Raw genomic sequence first — 15,857 nt, 5'->3', positions numbered from 1 at the left:
GGGCTTACGTGCGCTCGCGGCGCTCCGACCATTTGTCGACCGTCTCGCGCGGCGCACGCGCCAGCATGTCGATCAACGCGGCGGGGTCGTCGCTCACGTGCAGCAGGTCAGCGTGGTGACGCTTGAGGAAGCCTTCCTGCACCGCATGGTCGATGAAGGCGAGCAGCTTGTCGTAGAAACCCGCCACGTTCAGCAGGCCGATCGGCTTGTTGTGATAGCCGAGCTGCAGCCACGTGAAGGTCTCGAACAGCTCTTCGTAGGTGCCGACGCCGCCGGGCATGGCGATGAAGGCATCGGCGCGATCGGCCATCATCTGCTTGCGCTGATGCATGCTATCGACGATGTGCAGTTCGGTCAGCTCCTTATGCCCGACCTCCTTGCGCACCAGCGATTTCGGGATGATGCCAATGACCGGGCTGCCGCCGTGCAGCACTGCGTCGGCCACCACGCCCATCAGGCCGACGTTGCCGCCGCCGTAGACGAGCGTCAGGCCGCGCTTGACCATCTCGTTGCCCAGCGCGATGGCGTTGGCTTTGTATTCCGGGCGCTCGCCCGGGCTGGAACCGCAATAGACGCAGATCGATTTCATTGAGCAGGGGTGTTGTTGCTGGAGGTGCCCGGGGTGCCGATAGGCGGATCGTTGCTGCGGCTCACGGCCAGCAGATCAAACGCCCGCCGCGGCTTGCCGCGCAGGTAAGGCGCGAGGATCGACAGGATGTGGTAGCTCGCGCCGTGCAGGTGGTCACGGATCGCGTTCTGGTCGTTGTACTGGCGCGGGTGCTGCACGAACTGGAACGACAGCCAGTAGGTGGCAATCACCACGATATTGGTGCAAACGACGTCGACCTGCTCGGCCGTGGCTTCCATCTCGCCGTCTTCGATGAACTGGTGGCAGATGTCCATGGCGAAGTGGCGCTTCTGCTCGACGATGCGCTTGAAGTTCAGTTCAAGCATGCGGTTGCGCGCGAGCAGATCGTTGATGTCGCGGTACAGGAAGCGGTAGTTCCAGAGAAACTCCGACATGTACTGCAGATAGCCCCAGGTTTCGTCCAGCGTGGCCTTGTGGTCATCCGGCAGCTTCAGGCGACGCGCGATCTCCTGCTCGAACTGCACGAAGATCGAATTGATGATGTCGTCCTTGTTGCGGAAGTGGTAATACAGGTTGCCCGGGCTGATCTCCAGCTCTTCGGCGATCGTCGTGGTCGTGACGTTGGGCTCGCCCAGTTCGTTGAACAGGCGCAGCGACACTTCGAGAATGCGATCGCGCGTCCGGCGCGGGCCGGTGGAATGCTGCTTGGTTTCCATTGAACTGCCAAGGCCGGTGGCCCTGTCTCCGTGGCGTATTGGTGCCCGGATTATAAGAGATCGTGCTTGTGCAACGATCCCCACATGCTGCGGGGAATACATAGCCAAACGTTGTCGCCGGCTTTTCGCTGGTGTTCCTAGCGCAACAGCGACGCCGCCCACGGCCAAGCGATCGCCACCCACGTCCCCACACACAGCAGCAGGGCCAGCATGACGGCCGCGCTGCCGAAATCCTTGGCCCGCTTGGACAGCCCGTGCTGCTCCAGCGAGATGCGGTCGACCGCCGCTTCCACGCTCGAATTGAGCAGTTCCACGATTAGCACCAGCACCAGCGTGCCGAGCATCAGAATGCGCTCGACCACCGTGGCGGGAATGACGAACGCGCACGGCAGCAGGATCGCGCACAGCGTCAGCTCCTGGCGGAACGCGCTTTCCTCGTCGATGGCGAAGCGGATGCCGCTGATGGAGTTCTTGAGCGCAAACCACGCCCGCGTGATGCCGCGATTGCCTTTATGCGGATTGTCGGCCGGCGAGTACGCGCCTGGCGCCGGCGGTGCGGGCGGATTTTCCAATCGCCGATCCGGCGGGGTGGTGGGCTTCATGGAGCGCAAGACTCAGGCACCCGCAGCGGTGGACGGCTCGGCAGCCTTGGTGTTGCCGGCGGAGGCTGCGGGCATCGGACGCAGGTGCGCGAGGAACTGCTCCGAGGCGGCGCGCCACGAGAACTTCTCGGCATGCGCCCGTGCCGTGGCACGGTCGATACGCAGCGCTTCCAGGCAGGCTTCGCGCAGGTCTTCGCGCAACGCGCCGGCTGGGGAATCGCCGAGTACGTCGATCGGGCCCGTCACCGGATACGCGGCAACCGGCAGGCCGCTCGCAAGTGCTTCCAGCAATACCAGGCCGAACGTGTCGGTGCGGCTCGGGAAGACGAACACATCGGCTGAGGCGTACACCTTGGCCAGTTCCGGTTGCTTGAGCACGCCGAGGTAGCTGGCATTCGGGTACTTTGCCTTCAACCCGGCCAGCGCGGGGCCTTCACCCACCACCCACTTGGAGCCCGGCAGATCCAGCTCCAGGAAGGCTTCAACGTTCTTTTCCACGGCCACACGGCCGACGTACAGGAAGATCGGGTGCGCCGTGTTGAGCACGTTGCTGCGCTGGGCGGTGAAGATGTCCAGATCGACGCCGCGCGTCCACAGCACGCCGTTGGTGATGCCGTAGTCGGCAAGGTCTTTCAGCACCACGGGCGTGGGCGCCATCACGGCTTGGGCGGGGCTGTGGAACCAGCGCAGGAAGCGATACGTCCAGGCCAGCGGAATGCCGAAGCGCGCCTGCACGTATTCCGGAAAGCGCGTGTGGTACGCCGTCGTGTAGGGCAGCTTGTGACGCAGCGCATAGGCGCGTGCAGCGAGACCGAGCGGGCCTTCGGTCGCGATGTGCAGGGCTTGCGGGGCGAACTGTTCGATGCGCTCCCGCACGCGCTTGGACGGCAGGATCGACAGGCGGATTTCCGGATACGTCGGGCACGGCACCGTCTTGAATTCCAGCGGCGTGATCATGTCGACGATGTGCCCCATGGCCTCCAGCTCGCGACGCGTCTGGGTAAGGGTGCGGACGACGCCGTTGACCTGCGGTTCCCAGGCATCGGTGACGATCATGACTTTCACGGGCTCTCCTTGGGGGGTAGGGTGGGCGGCAGCGGGCTGAACGAGGTCGATGCTGGTGTGGGTCATAGAGGCTTCCATCAGGCGGCGGCCGCAGCGGCACGGCGTGCGCGGCGGGAGGTGCGCGGCGCATCGAGCAGATGCGTCCAGTAGACGATCTGCAGTTCGCCTTCCATGGTTTCGACCAGGGCAGAGAGGCTCTCCACCCAGTCGCCGTCGTTGCAGTAGAGCTGGCCGTCGATCTCGCGGATTTCGGCCTTGTGGATATGCCCGCAGACCACGCCGTCGCAGCCGCGGCGGCGCGCTTCGTCCGTCATCACACGCTCGAACGAATTGATGAAGTTCACCGCGTTCTTGACCTGGTGCTTCAGGTATTGCGACAGCGACCAGTACGGAAAACCCAGCCGCACGCGGATGCGGTTGAAGTGCCGGTTCATCGCCAGGATGAACGTGTAGAGCGAGTCGCCGACGTAAGCGAGCCAGCGCGCATGCTGCATCACGCCGTCGAACAAGTCGCCGTGCACGACCCACAGGCGTTTGCCCGTGGCGGTCACGTGCACCGCGTCTTCAGCGACTTCGATATCGCCAAAGTTCAGGCCGTGGAACTGGCGCGCCATCTCGTCGTGGTTGCCCGGGATGAAGACGACGCGTGTGCCTTTGCGCGCGCGGCGCAGCACCTTCTGCACCACATCGTTGTGGGCCTGCGGCCAGTACCAGCCCTTGCGCAGTTGCCAGCCGTCGACGATGTCGCCCACGAGGTACAGCGTGTCCGATTCGTGATGCTTGAGAAAGTCCAGGAGATAGTCTGCCTGGCAGCCCGGCGTGCCGAGATGGATGTCCGACAGCCAGATCGTGCGGTAGCGCTGGATTTTTTCGGCGGGCGGATCAGTGTCGGTGTCGGCCGATCGATCGGGCGCCAGCGTCGAAGCCGGCGTGGCGACCGGTGCTTCGTGCTCGCGCACATCGCCCCGACCTGCCGGTACAGCCGAGCCCAGCGCACCCGCGGCGGCGAGTCCGGCGGCCATTTGCATCAGCGGCGGTGGAGCGTTCCAGTCGGAACCGGTGAGGGGAGCAGCGCGAAAGCGTTGCGCGAGGCGGCGGAGAAATCCAGGGCGCGATGGCAGATTTGGCAGGACCATGTCGGCAACAGAGGCTGCGTTGGACGGATTTCGCCATCGCCGCATGAAGAAGCCGTGTCAGAAACATGACCGTCACATGACGCAGTTGCCGAGAAAGAGAGAGGCGTGCGCCGAAGAACTGCGCCCAGCGCGCGTTTCAAGCAGACGCTGTCGCCGAGATGCCGTCAATTCGTGCGAGTTCTGCCAGCACCGCATCGCGCACGCGTGCGTCGCATAGCAGCGACACATGGCCAACGCCCGCGAATGGAACGTGCCGCGCGCCTTCCAGCCAAGACGCACCGGGCGGCCCTACGATGGAGTCGTGCCACGAAAAAATGGAGGTGATGCGCGAGCGAACGGCCGGCGTTTCAGACGCCGCAAGTTGGCGCAGCCATGGGCTCGCCCACGCCATCTGACGGACGTTGCGGCCACGCCCTGTACGCGCCATTGCTGTGCCCCGATGTGGCGTGCCGAGCGTGATGACATGCGCGACGGGGCAGGGCTGCACTTGGCGCAGCAGCGCTCGTGCGGCGAGCCCGCCCATGCTGTGGCAGAGCAAGACGGGCGCGCGGCCGTGCGTGCGCGTCAGTCGCGCGACGGCAGCAGCAATGTCCCGGGCGTATTCGTCGATGTCGCCCAGCAACGGCATGAGGTCGATGGCGTCGGTCGGATGCCCGGCGGCGGCCACATGACGCTGCATCGGCAGCCACACCGCACGATTGCAGCCATAGCCGTGAATCATCAGCACCGGCACGCGCTTGCCGTCATCGGCGGGCGCATCGAACGCGGCATGCGCCTGGAACGGTTGCAGCACGTTGAACATCCACGCGACGGAGACGCACTCGCGCAACCAACACGCGATAAAGCTGGCGATGCCGATGCGCTGTTCGCGCGGCACGGGCATGCGGTCCCACATGGGGTCGTCCGGAACCGCCGTGCCCAGGCTCTTCAGCGACACCAGGAACGCCCATCCGATCGAAACGAGATACCCGAGCACCAACGCTACGCCCGCGAGCACACCTGCGGCCGGCCAACTCCATCCGCCCCACCGATGTGCCGCCCAGCCAACCGCCAGCGTTGCCGCGCACTGCAGCCCCACCGCAATGCGACGCGCGGTGGCAGCGGTCAGGAAGGCGAAGGGAACGGTGGAAGTCGGCAGATCGGCGCGCGTCATGGTGGAGGTCGCCGCCGCGTGTGAAGCCAATCAGTCGCGCACCAGCCGCGTGCCGGCCAGGCGATCATGCAGGAACTGGCGCTGCGGATCGAACCACGCCAGCGCGCCCCAAGCCAGCAGGCATGCGAGAGCGACACCGGCACCGGCCCAGCGCGACGCGCCGCTCAGGTGAATTACGCCAACTGCTGCGGCCACCCACACCCACGCCAGCAGATAGCGCACAACGGCACGGCCCAGCGAAATACGCGACCCGTCGGCGTTGACCACGCGCATGCGCCATGTCTGCATCGCTAGCGTTTGGCCGCGCTTGCGCCAGAACCACACGAAGTACAGGCCCAGCGCCAGAAAGCCCCACACCTGCAGTCCCGCAGCGCCGGTCCGGGCAAGGGGTGGGACGATCAGGCGCAGCAGCAGGAAGACAGCCGTTGCGCCAAACATCACGCCAAACAGCAGCAGGCCTTCGTACAGCATGGCGGCAAGACGGCGACGCAGCGTGGGTGCTGCGAGCGGATCAGGCGTCGCGACCGGTGAAGTCGAAGAAGCGGAGGTGGCCATCGAACAGAGTGTGAGCGCAGGGAGCGCAGTCCATCGTGTGCCCGCGCGGAGGTCGCGCGGCACGTAGTTCGGATTATGCCAAAGGGTGTGCGGGTTTCAGCCGCCCAGCACCGTCGAGGGTGGCGGGTTGCCCGAGTCTCCACCCGTGGTCGCAGGCGGTGCCGCGGGATGCGCGGGCACCGTCGGCGTGCTTGCCGGTGCAGGTGCCGCTGCGGCAGCAGCGGGTGGTGCTGCGGGTGTTGCAGCCGGCGCGGATGCCGTGGCGGTCGCCTTGTTCGTCGGCACCGATTTCGTGGTGCCAGGCTTGGTGCGCGCACCGTGGTGGAGCGACTTGGCAGCGTCCTTCGCCAGGCCTGTGCCGCCCGGAAGCGCTGTGACGGCAGACGGGTGCTTTTGCGCCTTTGCCGCGGCAGCCAGTGCTTTTTTCTGCTCTTCCGTCAACTGCTGATAGCTTTGCCACGCCTCGCTCTTCTTCTGCACAGGAAGCGACTTGGTGGTCTGAAAATTTTCGCGCGCGCGGTGGCGCTGTTCCGGTGTGAGCTTGACCCAATCCGCCATGCGCGTTTGCAGGCGCTGCTGCTGGGCGGGCGTGTATTTCGGATACGCCTGGGCAATCTGCAGCCACTTCTTGCGGGCCAATTCCGGCAGGCCATTCCACTCCGGCGCCAGAGGCGCGAAGATGCGCTGCTGGACGATGGTCAGCTCGCCCCAGTTCGGGTGAACGGCCGGCAGGGGATTGGTGGCGGGCGGCGTCGGTAGATCGACCGGCGCGTTGACTGTCACGCCGGGTGCTACGGCAGGCGCCGAAGCGGCCGGAACCTGCGCGATCGCAAGCCCCGCCGTCAGGCCGATCGCGCCGATCAAGGCAACGATGCCGGCGCGCAGGCGCAGCGTCCGTTCGCCTCGCGGTGGTTGGCCGTGGGTGTGCTGGAAGTTGCTCATCGATCAGCCTTTCACTGATCGTGCTTGAGGTACTGATGGAAGCCTTGATCGGCGTAAGCGGCCAGCGGCAGATCGTCGAGCAGCATTGCGGCATCGACCTCCGCGAGTTCGTCGACGCGTTGCTGCTGCTGCCACTGATAGATGCCCGCGAGCCCCGCCACCAGCGCGATGGTCGGCCACAGCAGGCCGAGGCGGCGCAGGACTGCGGCGGCGCGCTGCAGCGGCGACGGTGCTTCGCCTTCCGTGTCGAAGGACACCGAGCCGAGGCCCGGCATTGCCAAGGCAGGCGAGCGCACCGTGCTCGGCACTTCCGCTTTCTTGTGCGCAAGCGCCGTCCGGCGCGCCGCTGCGAGGCGGTCGCGCACGTCGGGCGGCAACTGTCCTGCCGACTCGTTCAGAGCGGTTCGGACGGCATGCACAAAACGGCGTTCTCGAAGTTCTACCTTGTTCATAGTCGGATCCCTCGCGCCCGCAGCGCTTGGGCCAGGGCGTGTGTCGCCCGCGAGCAGTGCGTCTTTACACTGCCCTCGGAACAGCCCATCGCCTGGGCTGTCTCGGCAACATCCATGTCCTCCCAGTAACGCATCAGGAAGGCCTCCCGTTGACGCGTGGGGAGTTTCTCGATTTCGCGTTCCAGGATTTCCAGCATTTGCGAGCGCTCGACCTTGTCGGCGCTGCTTTCCGCCGCAGTGGTGCCGGCTTCGCTTTCGATCAGTTCCAGCGGGTCGGTGTCGTCGCCCTCGGCGTCCGTGCGGAAGCTGGAGAACAGGCTCACCCACGTGTTGCGCACCTTGGAGCGGCGAAACCAGTCGTGAATCGTGTTCTGCAGAATGCGCTGGAAGAGCAGGGGGAGTTCGGCCCCCGGCTTGTCGCCGTATTTCTCGGCCAGCTTGATCATGGCGTCCTGCACGATATCGAGCGCGGCGTCGTCGTCGCGCACCGCGAAGACCGCCTGCTTGAAGGCGCGTTTCTCGACGCTTAGGAGAAAGGCCGACAGTTCCTGTTCAGAGGCCATACAACGGCGGGTGCGAATCCTGTGAGGCAGCCGCGCGAAAATTCACATTCTCAAGATGTGATGATCACGCCGCGTGGCGTCAACGGCCTTGGCCGTGAAAAATGTTGCGATGCTAGCAAAAATGCGGCTCCGCGGACAGTCCGACTGTCTGGCGGACCGCTGGCTTTGGAGAATCGCACCGGCGCTGGACCGCTATGCGGCATTGCAGTATCATCCCCGGTTCACAACATCTGTGGTTTGTCTCATCTGGACGCCCATCAGGCGGACCATCCATGCAGACGCGCACCGCTCAAATCCGCGCCACAAGCCCGGTAGAGAGCATCCAAACAATTTTTTGCCGAAAATTGCAAAGGACTGACATGAATATGCCAAGCGCGGAATTTTCCCACGCCAATAGCGGTTCATCTGCCGACATGATGGGGGCTGACATCCTCGTCAATGCGCTCGCGGCAGAGGGCGTCGAGTTCGTCTGGGGTTACCCCGGCGGCGCGGTGCTCTATATCTACGACGCGTTCTACAAGCAAAACAAGATCGAACACATCCTGGTGCGCCATGAACAGGCGGCAGTCCATGCGGCTGACGGCTATGCGCGCGCCACGGGCAAGGTCGGTGTCGCCCTCGTGACGTCCGGCCCGGGCGTGACCAATGCCGTGACCGGCATCGCCACCGCCTACCTGGATTCGATCCCGATGGTGATCATCACCGGTAACGTGCCGACGCACGCCATCGGTCAGGATGCCTTCCAGGAGTGCGACACCGTCGGCATTACCCGCCCGATCGTCAAGCACAACTTCCTGGTCAAGGACGTCCGCAACCTCGCCTCGACCATCAAGAAGGCGTTCTACATCGCCGCAACGGGCCGTCCGGGTCCGGTCGTGGTGGATATCCCGAAGGATGTCTCGCGCGAACTCTGCAAGTACGAGTACCCGAAGACCATCGAGATGCGCTCGTACAGCCCCGTCAACAAGGGCCATTCGGGGCAGATCCGCAAGGCAGTGAGCCTGCTGCTGCAGGCGGAGCGTCCGTATATCTATTCGGGTGGCGGCGTGGTGCTCGCCGAGGCCAGCGAAGAGCTGCGCCAGCTGGCTGCGCTGACCGGTTACCCCGTGACGAACACGCTGATGGGCCTGGGTGCATTCCCGGGCACCAGCAAGCAGTTCGTGGGCATGCTCGGCATGCACGGCACGTACGAAGCCAACATGGCGATGCAGAACTGCGACGTTCTCATTGCCATCGGCGCGCGATTCGATGACCGCGTGATCGGCAGCCCGGCGCACTTCACCTCGCAGCCCCGCAAGATCATCCACATCGACATCGATCCGTCTTCCATTTCGAAGCGGGTGAAGGTCGACATCCCCATCGTCGGCAACGTCAAGGACGTGCTGCAGGAGATGATCGCCCAGATCCAGTCTGGCGAAGCCAAGCCGAATAAGACGGCGCTGGCCAAGTGGTGGGAGCAGATCGAACAGTGGCGCAGCGTCGACTGCCTGAAGTACGACCGCAACTCCGAGATCATCAAGCCGCAATACGTGGTCGAGAAGATCTGGGAACTGACCAATGGCGACGCTTTCATCTGCTCCGACGTCGGTCAGCATCAGATGTGGGCCGCGCAGTTCTACAAGTTCAACGAGCCGCGCCGCTGGATCAACTCCGGCGGTCTGGGCACGATGGGTGTCGGCCTGCCGTACGCGATGGGTATCAAGAAGGCGTTCCCGGACAAGGAAGTCGTCACCATTACGGGTGAGGGCTCGATCCAGATGTGCATCCAGGAACTGTCGACCTGCCTGCAGTACGACACGCCCGTGAAGATCTGCTCGCTCAACAACGGTTACCTCGGCATGGTCCGCCAGTGGCAGGAAATCGAGTACGACAACCGCTACTCGCATTCCTACATGCAGGCGCTACCCGACTTCGTGAAGCTGGCCGAATCGTATGGCCACGTCGGCATGCGCATCGAGAAGACCTCTGACGTCGAGCCCGCACTGCGCGAGGCTTTCCGACTCAAGGATCGCACCGTGTTCCTCGACTTCCAGACCGACCCGACTGAAAACGTCTGGCCAATGGTCCAGGCGGGCAAGGGAATTTCTGAAATGCTGCTCGGCGCGGAGGATCTGTAATGCGCCACATCATTTCTGTCCTGCTCGAAAACGAACCGGGCGCGCTGTCGCGCGTGGTGGGCCTGTTCTCGGCGCGTGGCTACAACATCGAGACGCTGACGGTCGCGCCGACCGAAGACCCCTCGCTGTCACGCATGACGATCGTCACGACTGGTTCGGACGACATCATCGAACAGATCACCAAGCACCTGAACCGCCTGGTGGAAGTCGTCAAGGTCGTCGACCTGACCGAAGGTGCGCACATCGAGCGCGAGCTGATGCTCGTGAAGGTGCGCGCGGTCGGCAAGGAGCGCGAGGAGATGAAACGCACCGCGGACATCTTCCGCGGTCGCATCATCGACGTGACCGAGAAGACCTACACGATCGAGCTGACCGGCAACGGCAGCAAGCTCGACGCGTTTCTCGATGCCATCGATCGCACTGCCATTCTCGAGACCGTTCGCACAGGCGGCTCGGGCATCGGCCGCGGCGAGCGCATTCTGAAGGTTTGAACCGGCGCGTGCACCAGCGTGCAACTGCGGCCGGATCCCATCGATATCGAAGTATTTGAAAATTAGGACATCAACATGAAAGTGTTTTACGACAAGGACGCCGACCTCTCCCTGATCAAGGGCAAGAACGTCACCATCGTTGGCTATGGCTCGCAAGGCCACGCCCACGCCCTGAACCTGAACGACTCGGGCGTGAAGGTGACGGTCGGTCTGCGCAAGAATGGCGCGTCGTGGAACAAGGCCGTCAACGCCGGCCTGCAGGTCAAGGAAGTGGCCGAGGCGGTGAAGGAAGCCGACGTTGTCATGATCCTGCTGCCGGACGAGCAGATCGCCGATGTGTACAAGAACGAAGTGCACAACAACATCAAGCAAGGCGCCGCACTGGCATTCGCCCACGGCTTCAACGTGCACTACGGTGCCGTGATCCCGCGTGCTGACCTGGACGTCATCATGATCGCCCCGAAGGCGCCGGGTCACACCGTGCGCGGCACGTACACGCAAGGTGGCGGCGTGCCGCACCTGATCGCCGTGCACCAGGACAAGTCGGGCGCCGCACGTGATATCGCTCTGTCGTACGCCACCGCCAACGGCGGCGGCCGTGCCGGCATCATCGAGACGAACTTCCGCGAAGAAACCGAAACCGACCTGTTCGGCGAACAAGCCGTGCTGTGCGGCGGTACCGTCGAACTGATCAAGGCTGGTTTCGAGACGCTGGTGGAAGCCGGTTACGCTCCGGAAATGGCTTACTTCGAGTGCCTGCACGAGCTGAAGCTGATCGTCGACCTGATCTATGAAGGCGGCATCGCCAACATGAACTACTCGATCTCGAACAACGCCGAATACGGCGAGTACGTCACCGGCCCGCGCGTCGTGACGGAAGAGACCAAGAAGGCCATGAAGCAGTGCCTGAAGGACATCCAGACCGGCGAATACGCCAAGAGCTTCCTGCTGGAGTACAAGGCGGGCCAGCCGACGCTGATCTCGCGCCGCCGCCTGACCGAAGAGCACCAGATCGAGCAAGTTGGCGCCAAGCTGCGTGCGATGATGCCGTGGATCGCCAAGAACAAGCTGGTCGACCAGTCGAAGAACTGATCGGACGCATCTTGTGCCAGAAAGCCAGCCTTCGGGCTGGCTTTTTTTTTATGCTGATTCCAGGGCGCTAGATATTGTTTCAAGTGCTGGCGCGGCCCCGTGTCGGCTAGAATGCCGCATTTCCTTCAAGACGCTGTCGAGGTCTGATTTGAACAACACGTATCCGCACCCCATCATCGCCCGCGAGGGTTGGCCGTACCTGGGCGGGATCTTCATCGTCACGCTCATTGTGCAGGCTGCCGCCGGCTTCGGCTGGGCCTGGCCGTTCTGGGTGCTGACGCTGTTTGTCCTGCAGTTTTTCCGCGATCCGGCGCGCGCCGTGCCAACGCAGGCCAATGCGATTCTTTCGCCGGCCGACGGCCGCATCGTCGCAGTCGAGCAGGTGCGTGACCCGTATGCGGATCGCGACTCGCTGAAGATCAGCGTGTTCATGAACGTGTTCAACGTGCACTCGAACCGCGCACCGGTCGATGGCACGGTGCAGCAGGTGCAGTACTTCCCGGGCAAGTTCGTCAATGCCGACCTGGACAAGGCGTCGCTCGAAAATGAGCGCAACGCCATCGTGCTGCGCCGCGCTGATGGCCAGCTCGTCACTTCGGTGCAGGTGGCCGGATTGATCGCGCGGCGCATCCTTTGCTATACCAAGGCAGGGGAAGTGCTCACGCGGGGCCAGCGCTATGGCTTCATCCGCTTTGGCTCGCGCGTTGACGTGTATCTGCCGCTGACGGCACGCCCCCGCGTGACCATTGGCGAGAAGGTGTCCGCCACGCTCACGGTGCTTGCTGAGCTGGACTGATCCGGAGGCCGCCATGCCCGCGTTCAACCGACGCAAGAAGCGTTTTACCGCCGGCAACGTGACGCATCTGCGTCCGCTGCGGCACAACCAGCCGAGGCCGGATGACGAGGATCTTGAGATCGTGCGTCCGCGCCGCCGCGGCATCTATCTGCTGCCCAACGCGTTTACGACGGCTGCGCTGTTCGCCGGCTTCTTCGCCATTGTGCAGGCGATGAACCTGAACTTCGAGACGGCTGCCATCGCCATCTTCGCGGCGATGGTGCTCGATGGCATGGACGGCCGCGTCGCCCGCATCACCAACACGCAAAGTGCGTTCGGCGAGCAATACGATTCGCTGTCGGACATGGTTTCCTTTGGCGTGGCGCCCGCATTGGTCATGTACGAATGGATTCTGCGCGACCTGGGCAAGTGGGGCTGGCTCGCGGCGTTCGTGTATTGCGCCGGCGCAGCACTGCGTCTGGCGCGTTTCAACACGAACATCGGGTCGGTCGACAAGCGCTTCTTCCAGGGCATGCCGAGCCCGGCCGCGGCCGCGCTCATCGCCGGATTTGTCTGGCTGGCGATCGACAACAAGTTGCCCGTCAAAGAGCTGTGGATGCCGTGGGTCGCCTTCGGGCTGACGTTGTATGCCGGGCTGTCGATGGTGTCGAACGCGCCGTTCTACAGCGGCAAAGCGCTGGATGTTCGCCACCGTGTGCCATTCGGCGTGATGGTGCTCGTGCTTGTGTTGTTTGTCGTGATATCGAGCGATCCGCCGGTGGCGTTGTTTGGCCTGTTTGTTGGTTACGCAGTCTCGGGCTACCTGCTTTGGGGCTGGCGCGCGCTGCATGGGCAGCAGGGTAGCCCGCGCCTGCCGAAGCAGGCGCCAGATGACACGCATGAGTGACCCATGCGCTTCATCAGTGTGCGCTTGCGTCAATTTTTGAATTCGTCTATAGTCGTTCGCATGCTTTCGCGCCCGATTTCCATTCTGATTACGCTAGTCTCGATTGATGGCCTACTAGGTCGTCAGGTCGGGACACGTGCATAGGAAATCGCAAGACAAGGCAAACAGAAACCGCCAAGTTTTCGCGAACCAGAATTCACAGCGCCCCGGCCTGCAACCATGCACGCCGGGGCGTTTTGCATTCTGCGCCGCAAGAAACCATCCAAAACACCACTGAGACCGACGCCAAAAACGTCACCCCACCAAGGAGCCGCCATGAGCGACAAACTCATCATTTTCGATACCACCTTGCGCGACGGCGAGCAGTCCCCCGGGGCGTCGATGACCAAGGAAGAGAAGATCCGCATCGCCAAGCAGCTCGAGCGGCTCAGGGTGGACGTGATCGAAGCCGGCTTCGCGGCCAGCTCCAATGGTGACTTTGAAGCGATCCGCGCGATTGCGCAGTCGGTCAAGGATTCGCGGATTTGCTCGCTGGCCCGTGCGAATGACCGCGACATTTCCCGCGCTGCCGAGGCGCTCAAGCCGGCGGGGCAGTTTCGCATCCACACCTTCATCGCCACATCGGCGCTGCACATGGAAAAGAAGCTGCGCATGTCGCCGGACCAGGTGTACGAGCAGGCGCGCCTGGCGGTGCGCTTCGCGCGCCAGTTCACCGACGACATCGAGTTCTCGCCGGAAGACGGCAGCCGCTCGGATATGGATTTCCTCTGCCGTGTGCTGGAAGGCGTGATTGCCGAAGGCGCGACCACCATCAACCTGCCGGATACGGTGGGCTATGCGGTGCCGGAAGGCTACGCCGCGCTGATCCGCTCGGTGCGTGAGCGCGTTCCCAATTCCGATAAGGCGATCTGGTCAGTGCATTGTCATGACGATCTGGGCATGGCCGTTGCCAACTCGCTGACCGCTGTCCAGTTGGGCGGCGCACGCCAGATCGAGTGCACGATCAACGGCCTGGGCGAGCGCGCCGGCAACACCAGCCTCGAAGAGGTCGTGATGGCCGTGAAGACCCGTCGCGACTATTTCAATCTCGACGTGGGTGTCGACACCTCGCAGATCGTGCCGGCGTCCAAGCTGGTCTCGCAAATCACCGGTTTCGTCGTGCAGCCGAACAAGGCGGTCGTTGGTGCCAACGCTTTCGCACATGCTTCGGGCATCCACCAGGATGGCGTGCTGAAGGCGCGCGACACGTACGAAATCATGCGGGCCGAAGACGTGGGCTGGACGGCCAACAAGATCGTCCTCGGCAAACTTTCGGGCCGCAACGCGTTCAAGCAGCGTCTGCAGGAACTGGGCATCGAGCTGGATTCCGAGGCCGAACTGAACGCCGCCTTCACGCGCTTCAAGGAGCTTGCCGACCAGAAGGCCGAGATCTTCGACGAAGACATCGTCGCCATCGTTTCCAACGAGGCGCAGCACAGCGAGGGCGAGCACTTCCGTTTCGTGTCGCTTGCCCAGCGCTCGGAAACCGGCGAGCGGCCGCATGCACGCATCGTCTTCGTGGCAGACGGCAAGGAAGTGACGGGCGAAGCGGAGGGCAACGGCCCGGTCGACGCCACGCTGAATGCGATTGAGAGCAAGGTCGCCAGCGGCGCAGAGCAACTGCTGTATTCCGTCAACGCGATCACGACGGGCACGCAGGCGCAGGGCGAGGTGACGGTGCGGCTGTCCAAGTCGGGCCGCATCGTCAACGGCGTGGGCACCGATCCGGACATCGTTGCGGCTTCGGCCAAGGCGTACCTTGCCGCGCTGAACAAGCTCCAGGACAAGAGCAGCGAAAAACTTAACCCGCAGATCTGATCGCGGGTTTCATCAACACACGCAGGAGTCAGCCCAGACCCCAACACGATCACCACTGAGCGCGCACCCGGTTATCCACCGGAACGCGAAGCGGGTGCGGCGGCACCGGGCACGTCAGGAGCGTGCACCATGCCGGCCGCCTTTGAGAGCGATGTCTGTGCGATCCACGACATGGCCGACCCGAGCGTCCACGCCAGGCGATACGCCTCGCGTGGATGTTGCCGTTCTGGCTTTTGACGCGGACTTAGCGGCTGGAATCGTGATCGTGGTCGTACATCGGGTCGGGGCTGACCTGCGTGAGCCGCACGATGCCGTCGCGGTCGAAATAGAAGTGCATCAGCGAGGGCCACACGCCTTCATGCTTGAAACGGTAGGACCAAACCTGCCGATCCATCAGCCGGAAATACGCGGTTTCTTCGGGCTTGCCGAACGTCTGCAGCACATCGTTTTGCGTCGCCGTGCCGACGCGGACCTGTGCAAAATCCATCGTGGTCAGAATCTGCCGGAACGAGACGAGCTTGCCGCTCGCATCGAAATCGGCGGCATAAGTGAATTGCCCGTAGGGCTGCGTCGGATAGAGCCAGCGCGTGCCGCCCCCGGCGTGCGGATACCGTTCCGGTGGTGTGCCAAATCGTGCTTCCACGGCAGAAGCGGGTTGGCCGACCAGTGCTTCGCCCGTTTGTACGGGCGCCAACACGGTACACGCGCTTATTGAAGCCAGCGCTGCGGCGAGCAGCGCCGCGCACCGCCATGTCGATCGAATGTTCACAATGGGTCCTCCCGATGGCTTTAGTGTAGGCGGGCGTGCAATTTACGCTGGCTTGTGTCGACACGCGGCGGCGCTT

General features: G+C 63.5%; 17 protein-coding genes. 6 read left to right on the top strand and 11 right to left on the bottom strand.

The genetic code is table 11. The features are described from left to right. Positions 1–4 precede the first annotated feature (4 nt). The 10 genes from R2676_RS00280 to R2676_RS00235 form a co-directional block, all read right to left on the bottom strand. Entirely contained in the window at positions 5–589 is a 585-nt protein-coding gene (locus tag R2676_RS00280) for an LOG family protein (protein WP_102066419.1), read from the bottom strand. Continuing rightward, the gene (locus R2676_RS00275; RefSeq protein ID WP_206275159.1) at positions 586–1,305 is read right to left on the bottom strand and encodes a TetR/AcrR family transcriptional regulator; all 720 of its coding nucleotides are present in this window, start codon (positions 1,303–1,305) and stop codon (positions 586–588) included. Before R2676_RS00275 ends, R2676_RS00280 begins: the two co-directional genes overlap by 4 nt. 137 nt (positions 1,306–1,442) lie before the next feature. Further along, positions 1,443–1,907, bottom strand: a complete 465-nt coding sequence (locus tag R2676_RS00270) for a diacylglycerol kinase (RefSeq protein ID WP_051530973.1) — start codon at positions 1,905–1,907, stop codon at positions 1,443–1,445. Positions 1,908–1,919: 12 nt separating this feature from the next. Then, complete coding sequence (locus tag R2676_RS00265; RefSeq protein ID WP_027681015.1) at positions 1,920–2,963, bottom strand: glycosyltransferase family 4 protein; 1,044 nt, start codon at positions 2,961–2,963, stop codon at positions 1,920–1,922. Positions 2,964–3,049: 86 nt separating this feature from the next. Further along, complete coding sequence (locus tag R2676_RS00260; RefSeq protein WP_027681016.1) at positions 3,050–4,000, bottom strand: UDP-2,3-diacylglucosamine diphosphatase; 951 nt, start codon at positions 3,998–4,000, stop codon at positions 3,050–3,052. Positions 4,001–4,244: 244 nt separating this feature from the next. Beyond that, the gene (locus tag R2676_RS00255; RefSeq protein ID WP_206275160.1) at positions 4,245–5,261 is read right to left on the bottom strand and encodes an alpha/beta fold hydrolase; all 1,017 of its coding nucleotides are present in this window, start codon (positions 5,259–5,261) and stop codon (positions 4,245–4,247) included. Positions 5,262–5,291: 30 nt separating this feature from the next. Beyond that, positions 5,292–5,816: an RDD family protein gene (locus R2676_RS00250; protein ID WP_206275161.1), complete on the bottom strand. Its 525-nt coding sequence runs from the start codon at positions 5,814–5,816 to the stop codon at positions 5,292–5,294. A gap of 96 nt (positions 5,817–5,912) precedes the next feature. Beyond that, the gene (locus R2676_RS00245) at positions 5,913–6,758 is read right to left on the bottom strand and encodes a DUF3106 domain-containing protein (RefSeq protein WP_206275162.1); all 846 of its coding nucleotides are present in this window, start codon (positions 6,756–6,758) and stop codon (positions 5,913–5,915) included. Positions 6,759–6,769: 11 nt separating this feature from the next. Next, complete coding sequence (locus R2676_RS00240; RefSeq protein ID WP_027681020.1) at positions 6,770–7,210, bottom strand: DUF3619 family protein; 441 nt, start codon at positions 7,208–7,210, stop codon at positions 6,770–6,772. Further along, positions 7,207–7,773 carry an RNA polymerase sigma factor gene (locus R2676_RS00235; protein WP_012762315.1) on the bottom strand — a complete coding sequence of 189 codons (567 nt, stop codon included), beginning with the start codon at positions 7,771–7,773 and terminating at the stop codon, positions 7,207–7,209. The genes R2676_RS00240 and R2676_RS00235 overlap by 4 nt, the downstream gene beginning before the upstream one ends. Before the next feature lie 359 nt (positions 7,774–8,132). Here R2676_RS00235 and R2676_RS00230 point away from each other — a divergent pair, with 359 nt between their 5' ends. The 6 genes from R2676_RS00230 (at position 8,133) to R2676_RS00205 (ending at position 15,012) form a co-directional block, all read left to right on the top strand. After that, positions 8,133–9,890: an acetolactate synthase 3 catalytic subunit gene (locus R2676_RS00230; protein ID WP_206275163.1), complete on the top strand. Its 1,758-nt coding sequence runs from the start codon at positions 8,133–8,135 to the stop codon at positions 9,888–9,890. After that, positions 9,890–10,381, top strand: coding sequence for an acetolactate synthase small subunit (gene ilvN / locus R2676_RS00225; protein WP_027681022.1), 492 nt, complete (start codon positions 9,890–9,892; stop codon positions 10,379–10,381). The genes R2676_RS00230 and ilvN overlap by 1 nt, the downstream gene beginning before the upstream one ends. Positions 10,382–10,456: 75 nt before the next feature. Continuing rightward, complete coding sequence (ilvC, locus tag R2676_RS00220) at positions 10,457–11,473, top strand: ketol-acid reductoisomerase (RefSeq protein ID WP_009241074.1); 1,017 nt, start codon at positions 10,457–10,459, stop codon at positions 11,471–11,473. Between the two features lie 148 nt (positions 11,474–11,621). Then, entirely contained in the window at positions 11,622–12,269 is a 648-nt protein-coding gene (locus R2676_RS00215) for a phosphatidylserine decarboxylase (RefSeq protein WP_004630830.1), read from the top strand. Positions 12,270–12,282: 13 nt separating this feature from the next. After that, a complete protein-coding gene (gene pssA / locus R2676_RS00210; RefSeq protein ID WP_206275164.1) occupies positions 12,283–13,155 on the top strand; it encodes a CDP-diacylglycerol--serine O-phosphatidyltransferase in 873 nt (290 codons plus the stop codon). A gap of 315 nt (positions 13,156–13,470) precedes the next feature. Further along, a complete protein-coding gene (locus R2676_RS00205) occupies positions 13,471–15,012 on the top strand; it encodes a 2-isopropylmalate synthase (protein WP_206275165.1) in 1,542 nt (513 codons plus the stop codon). Positions 15,013–15,256: 244 nt separating this feature from the next. On the opposite strand, the gene R2676_RS00200 is transcribed toward R2676_RS00205, so the two are convergent. Next, positions 15,257–15,709, bottom strand: a complete 453-nt coding sequence (locus tag R2676_RS00200; RefSeq protein ID WP_257878189.1) for a hypothetical protein — start codon at positions 15,707–15,709, stop codon at positions 15,257–15,259. Positions 15,710–15,857: the final 148 nt, after the last annotated feature.

Source organism: Ralstonia flatus, assembly GCF_958439105.1.
Lineage (GTDB): Bacteria > Pseudomonadota > Gammaproteobacteria > Burkholderiales > Burkholderiaceae > Ralstonia > Ralstonia flatus.
This window is presented reverse-complemented; position numbering and strand designations above follow the sequence as displayed.